Here is a 23,078-nt window from a genome sequence, read left to right as displayed (position 1 = left end):
ATGATGAGCGTTGCTGACATGAAGGCCCTGCTGCACGCGCGGGGCAAGGATGTGGAAGCCTATCTGGCCACCTGTCTTGATGGCCGCGATGTGCCGCAGAGACTCAAGGATTCCATGCTGTACAGCCTGCAAGCCGGGGGCAAGCGTTTGCGCCCTGTTTTGTGCCTAAGCACTGCCGCCCTGTGCGGCCTTTCGCCACAGCGCAGCATGCCCTTTGCTGCCGCTATCGAGATGATCCACACCTATTCTCTCATCCATGACGACCTCCCCGCCATGGATAACGATGATCTGCGCCGGGGCAAGCCCTCGAACCACAAGGCATTTGACGAAGCCACGGCCATACTGGCGGGCGATGGCCTGCTGACGGACGCCTTCATGGTCATGTGCCGCACCGCAGAAGCCCCGGACCGTGTGCTGGACGCCGTGTCCGAGCTTTCATTTGCGGCGGGGTCTTCCGGCATGGTGGGCGGGCAGGAATGGGACATGATCTACACGGGGGCGTCTTCCATCACACTTGAGCAGATGCGCGCCGTGCACGCCATGAAAACAGGGGCGCTGCTGCGGGCATCGTGCGTATGCGGGGCCATTCTTGCCGGGGCGGAAACGACCGCGCGCGAGGCCATTGCCGCCTACGGCGCTGCGCTTGGCGTGGCTTTTCAGATTGCGGACGACATCCTTGATGTGGTTTCCGACACTGAAACCCTGGGCAAACCTGCGGGCAGCGATGAGGAACAGGGCAAGAGCACCTATCCCGCCCTGCTGGGGCTTGAAAAAAGCCGTGAACTGGCGCGCGCGCAGGCTCAGGCCGCGCAGGACGCGCTGGCCCCGTTTGACGGGCAGGAAGCGGATTTTCTGCGCGCATTGGCCGACTACACGGTAACGAGGGCGGCCTAGATGGACACCACAGAGAGCCCATTGCTGGATGCTGTGAGCAGCCCGGCGCAACTGAACAAATTTTCTGACGCGCAGCTTGCCCAACTGGCTGGCGAGGTGCGCAGCCGCATCATTGAAACCGTCTCCCGCAACGGCGGGCACCTTGCGCCCTCGCTGGGCGTGGTCGAGCTGACGCTGGCCCTGCTGGCGACCTTTAATGTGGAGCACGACAAGCTCATCTGGGACGTGGGGCATCAGGCCTACGCCTACAAGCTGCTGACCGGGCGCGCCAAGGATTTTCACACCCTGCGGTCTTTTGGCGGCATTTCCGGCTTTCCGCGCATGGCAGAAAGCCCGTACGACCATTTTGGCGTGGGGCATTCCTCCACCTCCATTTCTGCGGCCCTGGGCATGGCCTTGGCCCGGGATCTTTCCTGTCTCAAACACCACGTGCTGGCCGTGATTGGCGATGGCTCGCTGACGGCGGGTGAGGCCTTTGAGGGCCTGAATCTCGCCGGGCACATGGGGCGGCGGCTCATTGTGGTGCTCAACGACAATGAAATGTCCATTTCGCCCAATGTGGGCGCGCTTTCGCTGTTTTTGAGCCGCACGCTGTCGCAGCGCTGGGTGCGTCAAACCCGTAAGGAAGTGCTCAATTTTCTGCGTTCCATCCCGCGCATCGGCCAGAAGCTGGCCGTGTACGCCATGCGCGGCGAGTGGAGCTTCAAGTCCTTCTTTACGCCGGGCATGCTGTTTGAGGCTTTTCGCTTCAACTACATCGGCCCGGTGGACGGGCACGACATCACAAGCCTGCGCCGCCATCTGGAAATGGCCGCCGCCATTGAGGACGGTCCGGTGCTGCTGCATGTGCGCACCCAGAAGGGCAAGGGCTACGGTCCGGCGGAAAAAAATCCCACACTGTACCACGGAATCGGCCTGTTCACGCCCGAAACCGGGCAGCCCGTGGCCTCCACAGCCAAACTGCCTTCGTTCACCACGGTGTTCAGCAATACGCTGACCGAGCTTGCCGAGCATAACGACAAGATCATTGCCATCACGGCGGCCATGCCCGAAGGCACCGGCACGGACAAGTTCCGCGCGCGCTTCCCCGACCGCTTTGTGGATGTGGGCATTTGCGAGCAGCACGCCGTGACCTTTGCGGCAGGCCTTGCCAGTCAGGGCTATCGGCCCGCGCTGGCCGTGTATTCCACCTTTTTGCAGCGTTCGTACGATCAGGTGGTGCACGATGTCTGCCTGCAAAACCTGCCCGTTACCTTCTGCGTAGACCGCGCGGGCCTTGTGGGCGAGGATGGCGCGACCCACCACGGCGCTTTTGATATCGCCTACCTGCGGCATATTCCCAATATCTCCATGCTGGCCCCACGCGATGAAAATCTGTTGCGGCACTGCCTGCATACAGCCCTGTGCCATCCCGGCCCCTGCGCCCTGCGGTACCCGCGCGGCAGCGCCTTTGGCGTTGCCCCCGACGGAGCGCCCCGCCTGCTGACCCCCGGCAGGGGCGAAGTGCTGCAACAGGGCGAAGGCCTTGCTGTGATAGCTGTGGGCAACCGCGCGCATCCTGCGCTGGAGGCTGCGGCCATGGTGGAACGGCAGACAGGCGTGAAGCCCCTTGTGTTTGACCCGGTCTGGATCAAACCCTTGCCGGAAGAACAACTGGCCGAAATCGCCCAGAACTTTGACCGTATTCTTATGGTGGAAGAAGGCGTGCTGGCTGGCGGTTTTTCGTCCGCAGTGCTGGAATTCTGGAATGACCGTGGCCTTATGCGCGGGCAGCGCATCAAACGCCTTGGCCTGCCCGACCACTTTGTGGAGCACGGCAGCCAGTTGCGCCTGCGCGAGCTTGTGGGCCTGCGCACCAATAATATCGCCCAGGCAATGCTGGAACTTTTGGGAAAAAAATAGCCTTTGCGCCGTGTTGAAAATGAAACTGCCGGGATTTTGATGCATCAAAATCCCGGCAGTCTTGTATTCTGGGCAGAAAATTATTTTGCGGCACTGCGCCCTAGTATTTCTGGATCAGAATGAAAATATTCTGCCACACGCAGTCTAGTCTGGCTGAATATCGTACTGTTCCAGTTTGTCCCACACGGCGCTGATAATCAGGGCCATAACAGCAGCGAGGCGGGCCTTGGCGTGGTCGTCCGGCGGGGAGGCCTGACCGCGCAGGTTGGCGGCCTGCACCGCAAGGCGCTGGCAGAACAGTTCCGGGCAGCGAACCTGCTGTTCCTGCGCGAGCAGGGGCATGTATTCGGCAAAGGGGCCGTCCACAAAGGAGTTGAGGGCTGCGTTGACCGCTTTTTCGTCCGCGCTGTCAAAGTCATTGCTTGCGGCGGCCAGCAGATTGCCTGTCTGGCGCAGATAGGCCAAAAACACGGTATTGGGCGCGTGGTGCATGATGGCGGCCGTAACCACAGCATGCACAAAGGCCCGCCACTCCGCGCAGAACATATCCGCACCGGGGCCTGACAGATATTCATCCGGCATCTGCGCGCCGCTGGCCATATTGATGATGTCGGCAGTCTTGCTGTTGAGCTGAAACAGAATACAGGCCGCTTCCACACCCTGAGCCGCGCTAAGCAGTTTTTTGGACATCAGGCCTCATCCTCCAGCGGGTTTTGCGCGCAGGCTGCCTGCGCCTCGGCATAGGCGGTATAACCCGCAGCGCGCAGGCGGCAGGCCGGGCAGTCGCCGCAGCCATAACCCCATGGGTAGCGCTGGCCGCGCTGCCCCATGTAGCAGGTGTGGCTTTCTTCCACAATCAGGTTGACCAGCGCATCGCCGCCAAGGCTGCGGGCCAGCATCCAGGCGTCTTTTTTGCTGCGCCACATGAGTGGAGTGTGCAGCGTAAAACTGGCGTCCATGCCGCTGTTTATGGCAACCTGCATGGCCTTGATGCTGTCGTCCCGGCAGTCGGGATAGCCGGAGTAATCGCTCTGGCAAACGCCCAGCACCATGTGGCGGATTTCCTTGGCGTAAGCCCAGGCAGCGGCGTGCAGAATAAATATGAGGTTGCGGCCAGGCACAAAGGTGTTGGGCAGGCCGTTGGCGCCGTGCTCTTCAATGGGCGCGTCAGAGGTCAGGGCAGTGTCTGCCAGCTGGCGGAAAATATCGAGATTAAGCAGGGTGTCCGGCCCAAGCCGTTGCGCCCACTGCGGGTTGAGAGCGGCAATGCCCTCGCGCACGCGCTTGCGGCAGGCAAGCTCCACAGAGTGACGCTGTCCGTAGTCAAAGCCCAGCGTCAGCACCCGTTTGAAGCGGCTGAGCGCCCAAGCAAGGCACGTGGCGGAATCCTGCCCGCCGGAAAATATGACCAGAGCCTGTTGTTCAAGCAGGGGAGAAGTGGTGTTCATTTTACTTGCGGCCAGAAGTTGCAGGGACGCGCCGGGGCGTAGCCAGCCATGAACGCATCCATGAGCGTGCCAAAAAACACGCGGTTGCGGGGCTTTATGTGCTGTACTTCAGCGCAGTCAGTGGGGAAAAAGCGCATGGATTCGCGGTTGCCCAGATAGGTCTTTTTGGCGGCGGGCAGGGTGAGCACATGCGCCCACATGCCACGCCGAGCGGCAATGGCCTCGTGCTGGAGCTTGCGCAGCCTTTCCTGAAAATGGGGATTAAGGTCGTTGTGCGGATACACAAAGGCCGCACCGTTGCGAATCATGGTGTCGGACAGGGAGTGCCCGTCAGGCAGGATGACATCGGCCACCACGCGCCCGTAATGATCCTTGCCCTTGGCATCCACGGCCACAAGGCGCACATCCTTGCCCTGAGCCAGCTTGGTGAGCTGGTCAAAGGCTTCGCGGGCGTAGTACTGCGGCTTATGCTTGCCCCGATCCATTTCAGGGGCGTCAATGCCCGCAAGGCGCACTGTGCGGCGATCTGTGAGTTTTAACGTGTCGCCGTCAAAACACTTGGCGACCTTACCCTGCGGATTGGGCAGGGACTCTGCCGCAGGCGCAGCGCCAGCAACACTGGTCAGTGCCAGCAGGCACAGAAGAATCAGCGCAAAGGCATGCGCTGTAGTATGATTTTTGCCGCCCGAAAATTGGGGCCAGCGGAAACGCTGTTGCATGTGGCTCAGCATGGGTGCGGTGCTCGTCCGTTGCTGTCTGTGTGGCTGAATATGCGCTAAAACAATGAACGTGCAAGCCCGGCAGGTCAACCCGCCGGGCTTGCACAATGAATCAGTTTTCGTAGTAGGAGCGCAGGGGCTGGCTGCGAACGGGGTGGCGGAGCTTGCGCAGGGCCTTGGCCTCGATCTGCCGGATGCGTTCGCGTGTGACGTTGAAGAGCTTGCCCACTTCTTCAAGGGTGTGGTCGCTCTTTTCTGCAATACCAAAGCGCTTGCGCAGCACCTGTTCTTCACGCGGGGTAAGGTCGGCCAGCACGGCGGCTAGCTGCTCTGACAGCTTGGTATTGATGACTTCTTCAGCCGGTGCAACGGCCTTTTTGTCTTCAATAAAGTCGCCGAGGCTCGAATCTTCTTCATCGCCAATGGGCGTCTCAAGCGAGATGGGCTCCTTGGCGATCTTGAGCACTTTTTTGACCTTTTCCACCGGGTATTCCATACGCTCGGCGATTTCCTCGGGCGTGGGGTCGCGCCCCAGTTCCTGCACAAGGTAACGCGAGGTGCGGATAAGCTTGTTGATGGTCTCGATCATGTGCACGGGAATACGGATGGTGCGGGCCTGATCCGCGATGGCGCGGGTAATGGCCTGACGGATCCACCACGTGGCGTAGGTCGAAAACTTGTAACCGCGCTGGTATTCAAACTTGTCCACGGCCTTCATCAGGCCGATGTTGCCTTCCTGAATGAGGTCAAGGAACTGGAGGCCGCGGTTGGTGTATTTTTTGGCAATGGACACAACCAGGCGCAGGTTGGAGCGGATCAGCTCCTGCTTGGCTCGCATGGCGGCGGTGTTGCCGCGCTTGATGCGCCAGAGCACTTCTTCAAGATCAGTGACGTTATGGCAGCACTTTTCCTGAAGGCGGCTGAGAATTTCGATCTTGCCGATGATCATTTCCTTGAACGAAAACAGCTCGTCCACGCTCAGCTTGAGGTCGCGGGCCGCATCGTTGGGGTTGACCTCGCGCTTTTCAAGGCCGTCAAACATGGCCTGAATTTCCGCCTGGGTGCGCCCGGTGGAAAGAATGTAGGCCGACAGGTCGCGCTGGCAGTTGTGCATCTGGCGCACGTAGTCCTCGACCGTTTCAATGATGCGGTCGATGAGCGTCTTTTCCAGCTTGATGTCGCGCAGGCGGGTGACGATTTCATCCTTGAAGCTGATGATTTCCTTCTGCACTGCGGTAACGCGGCGGTCCATGCAGGCGCAGGCGTCCAGCTTTTTGTAAATCTTGCGTTTTTTCTTGAAGGTCTGCTTGATTTCGTCCAGCAGCAGAATAACGCGGGTGCGCTGGTTCATTTCGTCTTCGCTGGGGTCGTCTTCTTCAATGGTTTTGACCACGTCCTTCAGTTTGACGCGGTTCTGGCGCAGGTCTTCGCCCACATTGATGAGTTCTTCAACGGCCACAGGCACTTCAACCAGAGCGTAGAGCACGTCCTGCTCGCCCATCTCGATTTTCTTGGCGATGACAACTTCGCCATCGCGGTCGAGCAGGGGTACGGCACCCATTTCGCGCAGGTACATGCGCACGGGATCGGTGCTGCGCGAGGAATAGTCCGCTGTGTCCTCGTCTTCAGTCAGATCCAGCGAACCTTCGGTAATGTCTTCGTCAGTCTCGGTGGCGGCGGCGGAAATCTTTTTTCCGTCCTTTTCCGAATCCACAATGACGATTTCGAGCTGTTCAAAGATGCCGATGATTTCCTCAAATTGCTCCGGCGTGCTCATTTCAACTGGCAGAGCCTTGTTGACCTCTTCAAAGGTCAGAAAGCCCGCGCCCTTGCCTTTGGCAATAAGGGATTGTATCTGCTGGATATCTTTAAGATTGCTCATGCCCTTTCTCCAAGGTTTCCTTAAGTGCGCGAAGATAATCCAAATCAGCTTCAAAGTCACCTATGCCTGTATTGGCCCGCATAGCAGCGGACAGGGAGGAGGCCTGAGCTGAGGCGTAGTATTGATCTAGCGACTGTCGCAATAATTCGAGTTCTTTTTCGCCGCTGTCGCATGGTGCGGCTTCCGGGCCGCGACATTTGCACCAGAAGTTTTTTTCCCGTTCGTCAAGCTGATGAAACACTTCTTCCGGGCCGTGGGTTTCAATCTTGTCCCACAGCCTCCGGGCGATTTCAGACCTCAAGGCAAGGTCTGCCCCCATTTCCTGCATGTCCCGCAGGCGGTGGGGATACCGCACGGCAAACATCATTATTTCGCGGTCGCGTATGTTCTGGCGCGTCCGCGAGGCGGAGACTCCTTGTGGCTGGCCGTCTTTGCGTTGCCCCCGCGCCCCGGCAACGCCCTCGCGCAGGTCGGCTTCCGAAAGCTGCAAATGAGCCGCCAGCCGCGAAATGTAGGGGCTGATCAGCTCTGGAATATCCAGCTGGCGCAAAAAATTGCGCGCCCATTCCACTGTTTCGCGCGGTGCCAGTGCCTTGAGCACGTCCACGCAAAAGCGCAGACCGTCCGGGGCCTGTGCCTGCAAGGCCTCAAAGGCCTCGGGGCCAGCGCCGCGCAGCAAACTGTCTATGTCTTCACCTTCGGGCATGATCACCACGCTGCACGAAAGGCCGCGCGTGAGCAGCATTTCGCACGAGCGCAAAGCTGCCTTGCGTCCGGCGCGGTCACCGTCAAACAGCAGGGTCATTTGCGATGCAAAGCCCGAAAGGCGTTTTATCTGTTCAGGCGTCAGGGCCGTGCCAAGCACGCCAACGGCATTGTCGTAGCCGAACTGGTGCAGGGTGAGCACGTCCATGTAGCCTTCTGTCAACATTGCTCGGCCTTTGGTCACAATGCCGCGCCGCGCCTGCGCCAGCCCGTAAAGGTGCTCGCCCTTCTTGTAGAGGGGCGTGTCGGCGCTGTTGATGTATTTGGCTTCTTCCTCATCGGCGATAATGCGCCCGCCAAAGGCAATTATCTGGTTGGAAAGACTCTTGATGGGAAAAATGAGCCGCCCGCGAAACCTGTCGTAAGGCCGCCCGCTGCTCGCCTGTCCTACAAGGCCGGCTTCCGCAGCCATGCGCATGTCAAAACCCGCACGGCGCAGGGCATCAGCCAGCGACTGCCATTCGCGTCTGGCCCAGCCAAGGCCAAAGCGCTGTACTATCTCATCGCTCAAATCGCGTTTTTCTATATACCGTCTGCATTCTTCCGCCTCGGGGCTTTGCAGGGCCGAGGCAAAATGGCCTGCCGCAAGCTCATACATGCGCAGCATCTGCTGCCGCGCCGAGCGCTGCTTGCGTTCCTGCCCGTCCCGCTGAGGATCACGAGGGCCTCGGTCAATGGTAATGCCAGCTTCCGCCGCCAGTTGTTCAAGCGTTTCCTTAAACTCCAACCCGTTGATGCGGCTGTAAAAATCAAAAATATCGCCCGAGGCGTGGCAGCCGAAACAGTAAAAAAGCCCCTGATCTTCGTTGACGGAAAAGGACGGCTTGGTTTCCTGATGGAACGGGCAGGGCGCCACCCAGCGCGGCCCGTTGCGCTTCAGCTCAACATAGCGGCGCACCACGTCAACGATATTCAGGCGCTCTTTAATGGCGCGGATTGCGTCCCTGGACTGCATGGGTCACACGCCCGTAATTAGCGAAAGGTTACTATGGTCATGCCATCGCCGCCCCGGTCTTCCGGCGCAAGGGCAAACTGCCCCACAGCGGGGAAACTCCGCAAAAAATCATGCACCTGGCGGCGCAGCGCGCCCGTACCCCTGCCGTGTACCACTTCCACTTCTGAAAATCCTGCCAGCAAGGCCTTGTCCATAAAGCGTTCCAGCTCTGCCAGCGCAACGTCCGCGCGCATGCCGCGCATATCAAGGCGCAGGGATGCTGCCTCGTCACTGGCGGATGTGCGGCCCACAACGCCCCTGAGGGCGCTTTTGGAGGGGCTTGGCGCTGTCTGGCCTGGCACGCGCAGGGCCTTCATTTCTGCCCAGAGGTTCACGCCGTTCATTTCCAGCCGCACCCGCCCGCGCCGTTCGTCCACATCTGTGATGACACCGCGCTTGTTGAACACGGTGTGCAACACTTCCTGCCCGGCCGCAAAGGTCTGGGGCTGAGGCAGCACGGACGCGCCTTCCGCAGTTTCATCCTGCGCTGGGGCAAGCGAAGCCCGCAGACGCGACATTTCCTTGAGCGCCTGCTTGTGGGTGGCGCGGCCTTCCTTCCATGCGCGCATGAGGTCGCCAGCCTGGGCTCGAACCTCGTCGTGCAGGCGGAGGCGCTCCTTCTCAAGCTTTTCGCGCAGATCCTGCGTCTGACGGCGGGTTTTATCCTGCTCGCGTTTGAGTTCCGCCAGCTCTTCCTCCCGCTTCGCAGCCAGATCATTGAGCCTGCCAAGCAGGGCCGTGGCGTCCTGCCCGTCCTGCAAAAGGTAATGCTCCGCCCGGCGAACAATGCTTTCGGCAAGGCCGTGCTCGCGCGCCACATCCAGTGCCTGACTGGCCCCGACCTGATCGTAAGCAAGCCGGAACAAAGGCTTTTTGCTTTGGGGATCAAAGAGCATGGAGGCCGCCCGTGCGCCTTCGCGCGTGAGGGCATAGCTTTTGAGCGCGGGGAAATGCGTTGCCGACAGAACAAAGGTATGTTTGTCCAGCAATTCGTCAAGTACTGCCTGCGCAAGGGCAGCGCCCTGGGCCGGGTCTGTACCTGCGCCAAATTCGTCAAGCAGCACAAGGCTGCTGGCGTCAAGGTGCTTCCAGGCCTTGGCGAGGTGCTCAATCTGGGCGGTGAAAGTGGAAACGTTGTCCGCAAGGCTCTGCTCGTCGCCGATAAAGGCATCCAGCCTGCTGAACCAGGGCAGGTGCGAACCCGCGCCCACAGGCACGGGCAGGCCACTCAAAGTCATGGCAGCAATGAGGCCAAGTGTCTTGAGGCATACGGTTTTGCCGCCCGCATTGCCTCCGGTGATGACCAGAGCGCGCTCGCCGGGGCGCAGCACGATATCCAGAGGCCGCACCTTGCTGTGGGCAGCGGCAGCGCCCTTGGAACCGTCCTTGCCGGATTCGGCCACGCGGTTGAGCATGAGCAGGGGGTGGCGGGCGTCAAGAAGCTGAATACCCTCCGCCACAGGGGTGAGGGGCAGCGAGCGGCCATCAAAAAGGGCGGCAAGCCTGCGCTTGGCCTGCAAAACATCAAGCTGGGCCAGCAGTTCAAGGGCTGCGCGCGCGCCGGGCAGCTCCGCCTCAAGCAGGCTGCGCAGATAGACCAGAACCTTGCGTTCTTCTTCGCGCTCTTCGCGCTTCAATTCTTGCAGGCGGTTGTTGATTTCCACCAGAAACATGGGCTCAAAATAGCAGGTCTCGCCCGTTTGCGACCAGTCGTGAATGATGCCCTGCATGCGGCCCTTGAAGTTGGCCTTGAGGGGCAGCACGTAACGGTCGGACGAGAGGGTCATGAACTCGTCTTGCAGATAGGCCAGCATGTTGTACTGCTGGGCAAAATCCTTGACCTTGCGCATGCAGCTCTGGTGCAGGCGGCGCAGTTCGCCGCGCAGGCGGTACAGCTCGGGCGAGCTTTCATCACGCAGCAGGCCGTCGTCAGAAATACAGCGCAAAAGGGCTGCGGTGAGCTGAACCGGCAGGGGGGAGCCGTCGGCCATGGCCATCAGGTGCGGCCAGCGGGTGGCGGCTTCGGGCTGGGCAATGGAGGCGTGGGCGTCTCTGGCAAGGCGCAGCACCTCGCGCAGCGCCCAGAAGGCATCCACATCGGGCTGAAAAGTTTGGGCGCGGCTGGTGGCCGCAGCGCGCAGCATGCCGCTGACATCGGGGAAGGAGCAGACGCAGAAAACCGCGCCGCCTGCGGCAGGGCGGCTGGCCCAGTCGGCGGCTTCCTCATAGATGCGCGCGGCAAGCGTTACAGCCTCTGCATCTTCAAGGGGGGCAATGGCCCTGGCGCGTTCCCGGCCTACGCCGGAAAGGCACAATTCCGAAAGGTGATCAGCAATGCGGTGAAATTCGAGGGCGTTGAGCGTGCGGGCGTGAATCATGCGTGAACTGCCTTAAAGCAATGGGTTTGCGCGCAAAAAACAGCGCTTACCCGTGGTGCGGAAAAAAATCGTGAGCCGTCGGGCAGTATGCCCTTGCGCAGCAGCAAAGTTACCCGGCAAACGCAGCTGTAGCTGCGGCTCTTTCGGGCAGTCGCCCAAGGGGCGAAGGTGAGCTGCTCAAGGCTGTTTGCTCCAAAACAAGGCGACTCCCGCAAGATTGCATGCCAACTCAAAACGGGACACTGAAACGGGGGTTTTCCCCAGGTGGAAATGCGCCTGAAGCTACGGCTGGAGGCGTTTTTTGACGGCTTCCGAAAGAGCTTTGCCGTCTACACGGCCTTTGTGGCCCGCCATGATGGCAGAAATGACCTTGCCCATATCCTTGGGGGATGTTGCGCCCACTTCGGCCACAGTGGCGTCAATAAGGGCTGCAAGTTCTTCTGGCGAAAGGGGCTTGGGCAGGTATTCTTTAAGGATGACAAGCTCCGCCGCTTCCTTGTCGGCCAGATCTGTGCGGCCTGCTGCCGTGAACTGGTCGATGGAATCCTGCCGCTGCTTGCCTTCCTTGATGATGATATCAAGCATTTCTTCGTCGGCAAGGCTGCCGCCGGGGCGCTTGAGTTCCACCAGGCGATTCTTCACCGCCGTCTTGAGAAGGCGCAGCACGGTAAGGCGCACACTGTCCTTGGCTTTGTAGGCTTTGATATAGTCAACGTCGATCTGCTCAAAAAGCGTGGTGGTGACAGTCATGGCGGTGGTGGGGTGGAGGGTGGAGAAAAGCAGAAAACGCGGGAAGCCCGAGGGGCCTCCCGCATAACTGGCCGAATGAACGGAGCGATGGCTTTGCATCGCTGGGCCTGCCGTTTGCCGGGCAATGCCCTGCAAAGCGGCGTAAGGCATTGCTGCCTAGGCCATGTTCATCTTCCTGATCTTTTTCATCAGCCGCTTCCGGGCGGCGGCCTTCTTCTTTTTACGCATAACGCTGGGCTTTTCGTAGTGCTGGCGCTTCTTCATTTCAGAAAGAACGCCCGCCTTTTCTACCTGCTTCTTAAAGCGGCGCAGTGCGATGTCGAAGTTATAGTCGTCGTCGTTAAGAAAAACTCCGGGCAAGAAAATCACCCCCTTCGGCGGTGGGGCACGGCTCTAGACCATGGCCCGCAAAATATGAACTGCTCTTTTAGCCCGCACTTTAGAAAAAGGCAAGCCTCAAGTGCGGGAAAATCAATATTTTCCGCAAAAGGTGGCAGCTTTTCAAATTGCTGGTTTCCCGCAGCAAGTCATAGAGCCAGCTTGCAGGGGATACACCCCCCTGCGAGCTGGTTCTTTGCCTTGCCACTGGGCAAAAGCAATCGACAACAGCCCTGCGGCTGCTGGCGCAAATTAAAAAGCCGCTATGCCAGAGCATAACGGCTCAAGCTTAATTCAGGGAGTCCTTGAGCATTTTGCCGGGACGGAATTTGAGAATTTTGCAGGCGGGAATGGTCAGCGTATCGCCGGTGCGCGGGTTGCGCCCCTGACGAGCTTTGCGGGTTTCTACCGCAAAGGTGCCAAAACCCGTAAGGGTCAGTTTGGACTCTTTTACAAGAGCGTCTTCCACAGAAGCAAGAAAAGCATTGAGGGCACGCTCGGCGGCAGCCTTGGTCAGGTTTGCCTTGGCGGCGATTTTTTCAACCAGATCAGCTTTAGTCATCAGCACATCCTCCTGAAAATTCCCCGGCTTGAGTTGTTCTGCCAGCAAAGCTCAGGCGGCAAACGCCGCCAAGCGTTACGTTTTAAAAGACAGTGCGTAAACTCAAAACTTTTTATGCATTATTGTCAAGCTGCTCGGCCCAAAAAGCGGCAAGAGCCTGAAAATCTTTGTTGGCGAGGGCTTCAGGCCGCAGGCTTGGGTCGATGCCTGTCTTTTCCAGCGCGGCCTCAAGCCCGGGCTGGCCGCTGCGCCTGAAAACGCCGCCAAGCTGTTTGCGGCGCTGCTGAAAGCACACGCGCAAGAGTCGCGCCAGCACTTCGGGGTGAGCTGGCCTGCGCTCCGGCGGGAGCGGATCAAAAGAAAGCACGGCAGAATCCACCTTGGGCGGCGGGCTGAAGGCCCCCGGCCCCACAATAAATTCCATGCGCGGGCGGGCGTAGCTCTGCACCCAGACAGAAAGCGCGCCATAGTGACTGGTGTTGGGCTGGGCAGCCAGCCGCTGGCCCACCTCTTTTTGCACCATAAAGGCAGCGCGTTGCCAGCCCGTTGCGCGGGAAACAATGTCCCATATGAGGGGCGAGGCCACATTGTAGGGCAGGTTGCCTATGATCTTCCACGGTTTTTCAGGCGTGATGCGCCGCCAGTCAAAACGCAGGGCATCGGTCAGCACCGCCTGGGTGCGGGCCTCGGCAAGGCGCTGGCGCTCAGCCGCCCAGTGGCGGTCTTTTTCAAGCAGCAAAAGGCGGGCGTGGGGCTGCTCCTCGATGGCGCGGGTGAGCGCGCCAGGGCCGGGGCCGATCTCAAGCACCATGTCTTCGGGCTTGGGCAGCAGCAGCATGGCAATGCGGCGGCAGATGTCCTCGCGCTTCAAAAAGTGCTGGCCGAGGCTTTTTTTTGCGCGGGGCTGGCCGTGTGTGGATTCTTGGTGCTGCATGGTTCCTCAGGGCAGATCAAAGCGGTCAAAGGTCATTACCAGCCCGGCGCGGCCTTGTGTGGCCGAGCGCAGGGAGGTGGAAAAGCCGAACAGGCGGCGCAGGGGGGCGGTGCCGCGCAATGTTTTGCGCCCGCCGTGGTCTTCCATATCCTCAACCTTGCCGCCGCAGGTGGTGAACAAGGTGATGGACGCGCCAAGGAAGTCTTCCGGCACGGTAATTTCCACGCGCATCACAGGCTCCAGAACCACAGGCGTTGCCGCGGCCAGCGCCTCGCGCAGGGCTTGTCCGGCGGCCATGCGGCAGCCGGGAACCGTTGTCAGGCCTTCCTGCCTGTCTACCGCCGTGAGGGTCACGGCTACGTCTTCAATGGGGTAGCCTGTCAGGTCGCCGCATTGCAGGGCATCGCGCACGCCTTCAAGGGCGGCGTCCAGATAGACCCTGGGCAGAATTTTGCGGGCTTCGGCGGCATCCTGCGGCAAAAAGTCGCCCACTTCAACTACATTGCCAGTGCCTCGGGCGCGCGGCGCAACACGCAGGGCCGCAGAACCCTGATGGCGCTCCTTGCCCATTTCACGGTCAAAGACAGCGGCTGCCTCGGCCTCCTTGCGCACGGTTTCGCGCAGCACAACCTGCGGATTGCCCGCGCGGGGGCTTATGCCGTATTCGCGCTGCATGCGCTCAAGCAGAACGTCCAGATGCAGCTCGCCCATGCCGGAAACCATGCGGGAACCTGTGTCATCATCCAGCCGCGCCAGCAGGGTGGGGTCTTCTTCCGTATAGCGTGCCAGGGCTTCGTCCAGAATCTTGCCTTCGTCCGCATTGCGGGGTTCCAGCGCAAGGGTGATGACGGGAGCGTAGGCATCTATGCTTTCCAGCGCAAGCTGCCGCTCGCGGGCAGTATAGGTTTCGCCCGTATGCCCGCGCAGGCCCACCACGACCACGATTTCGCCCGCTTCGGCGCTTTCCACCTGTTCCCGCCTGTCGGCATGGGGGCGGTAGATGCGGCCCAGGCGGTCATCCTTGCCGCTGGCGGTATTGCGCAGGCTTTCGCCCTCGCGGATGCGGCCCGCGTACATGCGTACAAAGGCCAGCTTGCGGCCGTTTTCCATGAGCACTTTAAAAACCAGCGCCGCAGCGGGGGCATCGGGCGTTGCTTCCACAATGATTTCCCGACCATCGGCATCATGCCCCACCGGGGCCGGGACATCGGCGGGCGAGGGCAGCAGGGCGCACACGGCATCAAGCACGGGCTGCACACCCATGTTGCGCAGGGCTGAGCCGCAGAAAACAGGCGTGAGTGTGCGGGCCAGCGTGGCGCGCCGCAGGGCGGCGTTGATGTCGGCCAGGGTGAAGGTGCCTTCCAGATAGGGTTCCACAAAGGCATCGTCCGCCTCGCCAAGCTTTTCCAGCAGAATTTCGCGCCAGGGGGCGGCGAGGGCAGCTTCTTCTTCCGTAAAGGGCGCGCGGTGTACGGTCTGGCCCTGATCCGCCGGGTCAAAGGTCAGGCTTTGTTCGTTCACAAGGTCAAGCACGGCGCGGAAATCTTCTCCCTGCCCAAGGGGAATGGTCACGGCAACGGCGTTGGTTTGCAGGCGCTGGCGCATGGCCTCGAGCACTGCCTCAAAATCTGCGCCCAGGCGGTCTATCTTGTTGATGAAGGCGATCTTGGGAACGTTGAAATCTTCCGACTGCCGCCACACGGTTTCCGACTGCGGCTCAACCCCACCCACGGCGCAGAACACGCCCACGGCCCCGTCCAGCACGCGCAGGGCGCGCTCCACCTCAATGGTAAAGTCTACATGGCCGGGCGTGTCGATGAGGTTGATGGTATTTTCGCCCCACTGGCAGGTGGTGCAGGCCGACATGATGGTGATGCCGCGCTCCTGCTCCTCCGGCATGTAGTCCATGGTGGCAGAGCCGTTGTGCACCTCGCCCATGCGGTGGATTTTGCGGCTGTAGAACAGCATGCGCTCGGAAAGCGTGGTTTTGCCCGCGTCGATATGGGCAATAATGCCTATGTTGCGGATATGCTTGATGCTGGGCATGGCTTTGCTCCCAAGGCGAGGTGTTTCTGAATGATTACGGCTTTTTCAGGCGCAGGGCAAGGCTGGCCGCCGCAGCTTCCCCATGCAGTGCAGGGAAGCTGGGCAGTCAGCTTGCAAAGAAGCTTTGGCGAAGATTCAATTAAGAACGCTCGATGGCCTTGCGTAGTGCCCGGCGTGAATTTGCGCGGGTTACAGCAGCCCGAATGCCTGCCGCTGCACGCGGAAGAAGTCGGGCGTGAGGCCGGGGTGCAGCCAGAAGCCCTCGCAACCCGGCGTGAGCGCGGGCGCGCCGCTGTAGGGGAATGGCCCGGTGCGGCGCTCGCGGCAATGCCCAAGGGCAGCCACGGGTGCAAGGTAGGTGGCGTCAGGGGTGAGACGCAAGGAGGTGTCGAGCGCTGTTTCCAGAGCCTCGGCCTGCGCAAAAGCCAGCGCTTCAAGGTCAAAGGCATCGGGCTTGGGCAGGCACAGGATGGGCGAGCGCCGCTCCTCGTAACAGGGCAGCTCCAGCGCCCGTGCGGCCCCGGCCACGCCGTCCAGTTCGCCCCTGTGCAGCAGCACCAGCCGTCCCGGCCCTGGTTGGGTTTCTTCCAGCAGGGTGCAGAGGCTTGCGCTGTCCATAACAAAGATATCTTCCACACCAGCCAGCTCCAGCGTGACCAGAGCATTCCTGCTGGGTGCACCGCCTACGCACACGGCCCCCACAAGGGGCACGCCGCCAAGCAGAGCGGGCATGCAGGCCGCCGCAAGGCGGGCCGCTGCGGCGTACGCGGGCGTAAAGGCAATGACCGCCCAGGGCGCGGGGTGCGCGATGGAACGCCGCCAGAAGCCCAGATGCGCGTTGCGCACCTCGTTACGCTGGCTGGTGGTGGACTCGCCAAAGTGCATGTGCGCCAGAGCCAGCCCTGTTTTGACTGCGGCGCGCAGGGGAGCAGGAGTTGCCTCGTAGGCCTCTGCGGCGAGGTCGTCGTCCAGCCGCGCGTCTTCCGCCCACTGGGGCCAGCTCACGGCGGAGGGGGCTTCCGCCCCCATATCCTGCCGGTTTTCGATATCAAAAATGGACATGGCGTTCGGCTCCGTGCTCAGTTTTCCTCGCCCAGATTCTGCCCAAGCCACTGGTGGATCTGTTCAAGCTGTGTTTCCACAGAGCGGGGCCCGGTACCGCCGGGGGTTTCGCGGCGGCTCACGGCTGCGGCATATTCCAGAATGGCAAAAACCGAGTCGTCAATGCGTGGTTCAAGGCTCTGGAGTTCGCCAAGAGTGAGGTCTTCAAGGCCTTTGCCAGCCTTTTCGGCTATGGCCACGGCCTGACCCGTGATGTGGTGCGCCTCGCGGAAGGGAATACCCTTGCCCACAAGGTAGTCCGCCAGTTCCGTGGCGTTGAGGAAGCCAGCCTTGCAGGCCTCGCGCATGCGGTCAGTGCGGAAGGTCAGTTCTTCCAGCATGCCCGCCATGAGGCGCAGCGAAGCTTCAACGGTGCGGTCGGCATCAAGGAAACCTTCCTTGTCTTCCTGCATGTCGCGGTTGTAGGCTAGGGGCAGACCCTTCATGACCGTGAGCAGGCCCGTCAGCGCGCCGTAGACGCGCCCGGTCTTGCCGCGCATGAGTTCGGCAACGTCTGGGTTTTTCTTTTGCGGCATGATGGACGAGCCAGTGGAATAGCCGTCAGAAAGGCGCACAAAGCCAAAGGCGGGGTTGGCCCAGAGGATGATTTCTTCGCACAGGCGCGAGAGGTGCATCATGATGGTCGAGCCGTCAAAAAGGGCTTCAAGCACAAAATCGCGGTCAGAAACGGCGTCCATGGAGTTGCCGTAAATTTCTGCAAAACCCACTTCGTCCGCCACGCTCTGCGGGTCAAGCGGGTAGGTGGTTCCGGCCAGGGCCGCTGCGCCCAAGGGCGAAATGCGCACGCGCTCAAGGGTGTCTTCAAGTCGCATGGCGTCGCGGCGGAACATCCAGGCATAGGCCAGCAGGTGGTGGGCAAGGCTTACGGGCTGGGCCGGTTGCAGATGGGTGCAGCCTGGCAGGATATCCGTCTTGTGTTCAGCGGCCTTGTCTGCCAGCACGGAGCACAGCAGGGCCGCGCGCTGACGCCAGGTTTCGAGGCGGTCGGCCACAAAGAGGCGGAAGGTCAGGCCCACCTGATCGTTGCGGCTGCGGCCCGTGTGCAGTTTTTTGCCCACATCGCCCACAAGTTCGGTGAGGCGCGCTTCAATATTCATGTGCACGTCTTCCAGCTCGGGCTTCCACACAAAATTGCCAGCTTCGATTTCTTCGCGCACACGGTCCAGACCGTTGACCAAAGTCCGCGCCTCGTTCTGGCTGATGACGCCCTGACGGCCCAGCATGCGGGCATGCGCCTGTGACGCGCGGATATCCTGTGCGTAGAGCGCCCTGTCGTAGGATTGCGAATCCGTATACTGGGCCACGGCTTCCTTGGGGCCTTCGGCAAAGCGGCCGCCCCAGCTCTGGTTGGTCTTCATGGTCTGTCCGTTTTCTGTAAAAAATGAATTAGGGGAAGCCGCGTTGCTCGTGGCGAACGCCGCCTCCCCCGGAACCTGTCCCGTCAAATCTCTGCAAAACATGCGGCAATGCCGCCAATGGCCGAACCCAGGATGGCGCAGGCTCCGGGGAAAGCGCCCGATATTCCACAACCCCGCATGTCGCTTTAAAAAAAGGCGGCATGCGGGGCGTTTCAGTCTACTTGCCGAGCTTGCTCTGCACAGCGGCGTGCAGGCGCAGGCGCAGGCTGTTGAGGCGGATAAAGCCAGCGGCATCCTTGTGATCGTAGTTGCCGCCTTCAAAGGTGGCCAGATCTTCGGAGAAGAGCGAATTGGGGGAGGTGCGGGCCAGGGGCCACACGCCGCCCTTGTAGAGCTTGGCGCGCACCGTGCCGGTAACGCACTCCTGCGACTTGTCCATAAAAGCCTGCATGGTTTCGCGTTCGGGCGAATACCAGAAGCCGTTGTACACGCACTGGGAGTAGCGCACGGCCAGCATGTCGCGGATGCCGAGCAGCTCGCGATCCATGCAGATGCCTTCAAGGTCGCGGTGCAGGGCAAACAGCAGGGTACCGGCGGGGTTTTCGTACACGCCGCGGCACTTCATGCCCACAAAGCGGTTTTCGACCATGTCGTCGCGGCCAATGCCGTTACGCCCGGCCATTTCGCTGAGGGTCTTGATGATGGCGGCGGGGGAGAGGCGCTGGCCGTTGACGGCCACAGGGTTGCCCTGCTCGAAATCCACGCTGATGATCTCGGGGGTGTCGGGCGCTTCTTCCACGGGCACGCAGCGCTGATGGCACGAGGCGTCGGGAGCGCTGCCGGGATTTTCCAGCTCGCTGCCTTCAAAGCTCGTGTGCATCATGTTGGCATCCATGCTGTAGCGCTTGGCTTCGCTGGAGATATGGATGCCATGCTTTGCGGCAAAGGCCGTGAGGGCCGTGCGCGACATGAGATCCCATTCGCGCCAGGGGGCGATGACCTTGAGGTCGGGCGCAAGGGCGCTGACGGCAAATTCAAAACGCACCTGATCGTTGCCCTTGCCGGTAGCGCCGTGGGCCACGGCGTCAGCGCCTTCCTTGCGGGCGATGTCCACAAGGGCCTTGGCGATGAGCGGACGGGCGATGGAGGTGCCCAGCAGATAGCGGTTTTCGTAGCGGGCAGCGCCGCGCATCATGGGGAATACAAAGTCCTTGGCCATTTCTTCGCGCAGATCAAGCACATAGGCCTTGGAAGCGCCGGTCTTGAGCGCTTTTTCTTCCACGCCCGTGAGGTCTTCGGGCTGGCCCAGATCTGCGGTAACGGCAATGACTTCACACTTGTAGGTCTCAATGAGCCATTTAAGGATAACGGAAGTATCAAGCCCGCCCGAATAGGCGAGGACGACTTTTTTTACATTCTGCATGTGGTGCTCCCCTTGTGGATTCAAGGGAAAAATTATTGCGCAAAAAAAAGTGCAGGGCAAGGGCTTTGTGCCCCGCCATGCCGCGCGGGCAGGGTAAAACCCTCTGATGCTGGCCTGGCGGGCGCGCGGCGGCAGCACTGCAAGGGTGTGTATTCATTTGGCCGAAGGAAAAACTTGACTTTTATACCAGCTGTGGAATAAAAACAATCGTTTTATGCAAATCGGCGCGCCTGTGCCGCGTCATTACCTCTGATCTCAAAATCCGCAGGAAAGTTCAATGCCCAAGCGTTCGGATTTACACAAAATTCTTGTCATCGGCGCGGGCCCCATCATCATCGGCCAGGGCTGCGAGTTTGACTACTCCGGTTCCCAGGCCGTGAAGGCCCTCAAGGAAGAAGGGTACGAGGTGGTGCTGGTCAATTCCAATCCGGCTACCATCATGACCGATCCGCATATGGCTGACGCCACCTATGTGGAACCCATCGAGCAGGAGACCCTTGCCGCAATCATCCGAAAAGAACGCCCCGATGCGCTCTTGCCTACGCTTGGCGGTCAGACGGCTTTGAACGCCGCTCTTGGGCTTGCCAAGAGCGGCGTTTTGGCGGAATGCGGCGTTGAGCTCATCGGCGCGCGCGCCGACGTGATTGAAAAGGCTGAAAGCCGCGAGCTTTTCCGCGAAGCCATGGAAAAGATCGGCCTTAAAATGCCCGCCAGCGGCATTGCCCGCACCATTGAAGAAGCACGCCAGCTCGGCAACGTGCTGCCCTTCCCGCTGATCATCCGCCCGGCCTTTACGCTTGGCGGCACCGGCGGCGGCGTGGCCTACAACATGGAAGACCTGGAAGCCATTGCCGCCAGCGGCCTTTCGGCCAGCCCCACCTCTGAAGTCATGATCGAGCAGAGCGTGCTTGGCTGGAAAGAAATCGAAATGGAAGTGATGCGTGACGCCAAGGACAACTGCGTCATCATCTGCGCCATTGAAAACTTTGATCCCATGGGTGTGCACACGGGCGACTCCATTACCGTGGCCCCGGTGCAGACCCTCTCCGACGCCGAATACCAGAACCTGCGCGATGCCTCCATTGCCATCATGCGCGAAATCGGCGTGGAAACGGGCGGCAGTAACGTGCAGTTCGGCCTCAATCCGGCCAACGGCGAGATTGTGGTTATCGAAATGAACCCCCGCGTGTCGCGTTCGTCCGCGCTGGCCTCCAAGGCCACGGGCTTCCCCATCGCCAAAATCGCCGCCAAGCTGGCCGTGGGCTACACCCTTGACGAGCTGCGCAACGATATCACCCGAGAGACCGTAGCGAGCTTTGAGCCCGCCATCGACTACTGCGTGGTGAAAATCCCGCGCTTCACCTTTGAAAAATTCCCCGGCGCCAAGGACGAGCTCACCACCGCCATGAAGAGCGTGGGCGAGGCCATGAGCATTGGCCGCACCTTCAAGGAAGCCTTGCAGAAGGGCCTGCGCTCCATGGAAATCGGCGCAACGGGCCTGGGCTACAGCTTCCGCTCCGAGCTGCCCGACCGCGAAACCATTCTGGAATCCTTGCACCGCCCCAACTCCAAGCGTATTTTTTCGCTGCGGCAGGCCATTGTGGCAGGCATCAGCGAAGAAGAAATCTTTGCGGTCTCCGCCATTGATCCCTGGTTTATCCGCCAGGTGCGCGACATTGTGGAGATGGAAAAGCGCATCAGCAATTTTGGCCTTGCCAACGACATGACCACGGCCAACGCCGCTCTTGCCGACATGCTGCGCGAAGCCAAGGAATACGGCTTCTCCGACCGCCAGCTGGCGGAAATGTGGAAGATGCCCGAGGCCGACATCCGCCGCATGCGCAAGGAAATGCACGTGGAACCCACCTACTATCTGGTGGATACCTGCGCTGCGGAATTTGAGGCCTACACCCCCTATTTCTACTCCACCTACGAACGTGGCGAAGAAATCAAGGTGGAAGACCGCCGCAAGGTGCTCATTCTTGGCGGCGGCCCCAACCGTATCGGTCAGGGCATCGAGTTTGACTACTGCTGCTGCCACGCCTCCTTCGCCCTGCGCGATGCGGGCGTGATGGCCATCATGGCGAACTCCAACCCCGAAACCGTTTCCACAGACTACGACACCTCGGACAGGCTCTATTTTGAGCCGCTGACCTTTGAGGACGTGATGAACATTGTGGAAAAGGAAAAGCCCGAGGGCGTCATCGTGCAGTTCGGCGGTCAGACCCCGCTGAACCTTGCCGTGCCACTCATGCGCGCTGGCGTGCCCATTCTTGGCACCAGCCCGGACGCCATTGACCGCGCCGAAGACCGCGAACGCTTCCAGGCGCTCATTGAAAAGCTTGCGCTGCTCCAGCCGCCGAACGGTACGGCCATGAGCCTTGAAGACGCGCTTGAAGTGGCCGAACGCATCACCTACCCCGTGGTTGTGAGGCCCAGCTACGTGCTCGGCGGCCGCGCCATGGCCGTGGTGTACGATGCCGCCGAACTGAAAGATTACTTCCATGTCCAGGTGCCGCAAAAGCCGGAACACCCCATCCTCATCGACAAGTTCCTTGAACATGCGGTGGAAGTGGACGTGGACGCCCTTTCGGACGGCAAGGAAGTGTACGTGGCGGGCATCATGGAACACATTGAGGAAGCCGGCATCCACTCCGGCGACTCGGCCTGCGTGCTGCCCTCGTACTCGCTTTCTTACGACCACGTGGCCCGCATTGCGGTGCAGGCCGAGGCCCTTGCCCGCGAACTCAAGGTCGTGGGCCTGATGAACATCCAGTTTGCCATCAAGGGCGATGATATCTATATACTGGAAGTAAACCCGCGCGCCTCGCGCACCGCGCCCTTTGTGTCCAAGGCCACGGGCGTTCCCCTGCCGTACCTGGCAACCCAGGTCATGCTGGGCAAAACGCTTGAGGAACTGGACCCCTGGAGCATGCGCAAGGGCGGATTCACCTGCGTCAAGGAAGCTGTGCTGCCTTTCCAGCGCTTCCCCGGCGTGGACGTGATTCTCGGACCCGAAATGCACTCCACCGGCGAAGTCATGGGCATGGGCTCCAACTTCGGCGAGGCCTTCCTCAAGAGCCAGCTGGGCGCTGGGCAGGTTCTGCCGCAGGGGGGCAAGCTCTTCCTGTCGGTCAACGACCGCGACAAGCCCTATCTGCCCGAAGTGGCGGATATGTTTGCCAAGCTTGGTTTCCACCTGCTGGCTACGCGCGGTACGGCTGCCGTGCTGCGTGAGCACGGGCTTGAAGTGGAAGAAGTGCTCAAGGTTTACGAAGGGCGGCCAAACATTGTGGACCTGCTCATCAATCATGAGGTGGCTCTGGTCATCAACACGGCTTCGGGCAAGCATACGGCCAGGGATTCCAAGGCCATTCGCCACGCGGCCCTGACATACAAGGTTCCTTACTGCACCACCATCGCCGCAGCGCGCGCCACGGCCACGGCCATCGGTTCGCGGCGGGCAGAGACCCATGTGGAAAGTTTGCAGGAATACTACGCGCGGGAAGCGCGGGGGTAAGTT

17 protein-coding genes are annotated in these 23,078 nt (G+C 60.6%); 3 read left to right on the top strand and 14 right to left on the bottom strand.

What is annotated here, in order from left to right; translation table 11 throughout:
• Together QZ383_RS12385 and dxs are read left to right on the top strand one after the other, a co-directional pair.
• Positions 1-894 carry a polyprenyl synthetase family protein gene (locus tag QZ383_RS12385; protein ID WP_291445846.1) on the top strand — a complete coding sequence of 298 codons (894 nt, stop codon included), beginning with the start codon at positions 1-3 and terminating at the stop codon, positions 892-894.
• Positions 895-2,796 (top strand): 1-deoxy-D-xylulose-5-phosphate synthase, encoded by a 1,902-nt coding sequence (dxs, locus tag QZ383_RS12380; protein WP_291445844.1) that lies wholly within the window; start codon positions 895-897, stop codon positions 2,794-2,796. It abuts the gene before it with no gap.
• Between the two features lie 144 nt (positions 2,797-2,940).
• Here dxs and QZ383_RS12375 read toward each other — a convergent pair whose 3' ends face one another.
• From QZ383_RS12375 to QZ383_RS12310, 14 genes are all read right to left on the bottom strand, one after another.
• A complete protein-coding gene (locus QZ383_RS12375) occupies positions 2,941-3,486 on the bottom strand; it encodes a serine/threonine protein kinase (RefSeq protein ID WP_291445842.1) in 546 nt (181 codons plus the stop codon).
• The gene (gene queC / locus QZ383_RS12370) at positions 3,486-4,244 is read right to left on the bottom strand and encodes a 7-cyano-7-deazaguanine synthase QueC (RefSeq protein ID WP_291445840.1); all 759 of its coding nucleotides are present in this window, start codon (positions 4,242-4,244) and stop codon (positions 3,486-3,488) included. Before queC ends, QZ383_RS12375 begins: the two co-directional genes overlap by 1 nt.
• Positions 4,241-4,963 (bottom strand): thermonuclease family protein, encoded by a 723-nt coding sequence (locus QZ383_RS12365; RefSeq protein WP_291445838.1) that lies wholly within the window; start codon positions 4,961-4,963, stop codon positions 4,241-4,243. Before QZ383_RS12365 ends, queC begins: the two co-directional genes overlap by 4 nt.
• Before the next feature lie 112 nt (positions 4,964-5,075).
• A complete protein-coding gene (gene rpoD, locus QZ383_RS12360; protein ID WP_022659301.1) occupies positions 5,076-6,845 on the bottom strand; it encodes an RNA polymerase sigma factor RpoD in 1,770 nt (589 codons plus the stop codon).
• Entirely contained in the window at positions 6,832-8,565 is a 1,734-nt protein-coding gene (gene dnaG, locus QZ383_RS12355; protein WP_291445836.1) for a DNA primase, read from the bottom strand. Before dnaG ends, rpoD begins: the two co-directional genes overlap by 14 nt.
• Before the next feature lie 17 nt (positions 8,566-8,582).
• Positions 8,583-10,982 (bottom strand): Smr/MutS family protein, encoded by a 2,400-nt coding sequence (locus QZ383_RS12350; protein ID WP_291445835.1) that lies wholly within the window; start codon positions 10,980-10,982, stop codon positions 8,583-8,585.
• 282 nt (positions 10,983-11,264) lie between these two features.
• Positions 11,265-11,732, bottom strand: a complete 468-nt coding sequence (locus QZ383_RS12345) for a GatB/YqeY domain-containing protein (RefSeq protein ID WP_240824581.1) — start codon at positions 11,730-11,732, stop codon at positions 11,265-11,267.
• Between the two features lie 156 nt (positions 11,733-11,888).
• The gene (rpsU, locus tag QZ383_RS12340) at positions 11,889-12,092 is read right to left on the bottom strand and encodes a 30S ribosomal protein S21 (RefSeq protein WP_183718206.1); all 204 of its coding nucleotides are present in this window, start codon (positions 12,090-12,092) and stop codon (positions 11,889-11,891) included.
• A 307-nt stretch (positions 12,093-12,399) separates the two neighbouring features.
• Entirely contained in the window at positions 12,400-12,672 is a 273-nt protein-coding gene (locus QZ383_RS12335; RefSeq protein ID WP_022659306.1) for an HU family DNA-binding protein, read from the bottom strand.
• Positions 12,673-12,784: 112 nt separating this feature from the next.
• Positions 12,785-13,606, bottom strand: coding sequence for a 16S rRNA (adenine(1518)-N(6)/adenine(1519)-N(6))-dimethyltransferase RsmA (rsmA, locus tag QZ383_RS12330; protein ID WP_291445832.1), 822 nt, complete (start codon positions 13,604-13,606; stop codon positions 12,785-12,787).
• Between the two features lie 6 nt (positions 13,607-13,612).
• Positions 13,613-15,652, bottom strand: coding sequence for an elongation factor G (fusA, locus tag QZ383_RS12325; RefSeq protein WP_291445830.1), 2,040 nt, complete (start codon positions 15,650-15,652; stop codon positions 13,613-13,615).
• Positions 15,653-15,841: 189 nt separating this feature from the next.
• Positions 15,842-16,714, bottom strand: coding sequence for a hypothetical protein (locus QZ383_RS12320; RefSeq protein WP_291445828.1), 873 nt, complete (start codon positions 16,712-16,714; stop codon positions 15,842-15,844).
• Between the two features lie 17 nt (positions 16,715-16,731).
• Positions 16,732-18,132 (bottom strand): argininosuccinate lyase, encoded by a 1,401-nt coding sequence (gene argH / locus QZ383_RS12315; RefSeq protein WP_291445826.1) that lies wholly within the window; start codon positions 18,130-18,132, stop codon positions 16,732-16,734.
• Between the two features lie 217 nt (positions 18,133-18,349).
• Positions 18,350-19,555, bottom strand: a complete 1,206-nt coding sequence (locus QZ383_RS12310; protein ID WP_192111948.1) for an argininosuccinate synthase — start codon at positions 19,553-19,555, stop codon at positions 18,350-18,352.
• A gap of 277 nt (positions 19,556-19,832) precedes the next feature.
• Between QZ383_RS12310 and carB the strand changes: the two genes are divergently transcribed.
• On the top strand, positions 19,833-23,075 hold the full coding sequence (gene carB / locus QZ383_RS12305) for a carbamoyl-phosphate synthase large subunit (protein WP_291445824.1): 3,243 nt from the start codon (positions 19,833-19,835) through the stop codon (positions 23,073-23,075).
• Positions 23,076-23,078 lie beyond the last annotated feature (3 nt).

Origin of the sequence: Desulfovibrio sp. (assembly GCF_019422935.1) — a bacterium.
GTDB lineage: Bacteria > Desulfobacterota > Desulfovibrionia > Desulfovibrionales > Desulfovibrionaceae > Desulfovibrio.
This window is presented reverse-complemented; position numbering and strand designations above follow the sequence as displayed.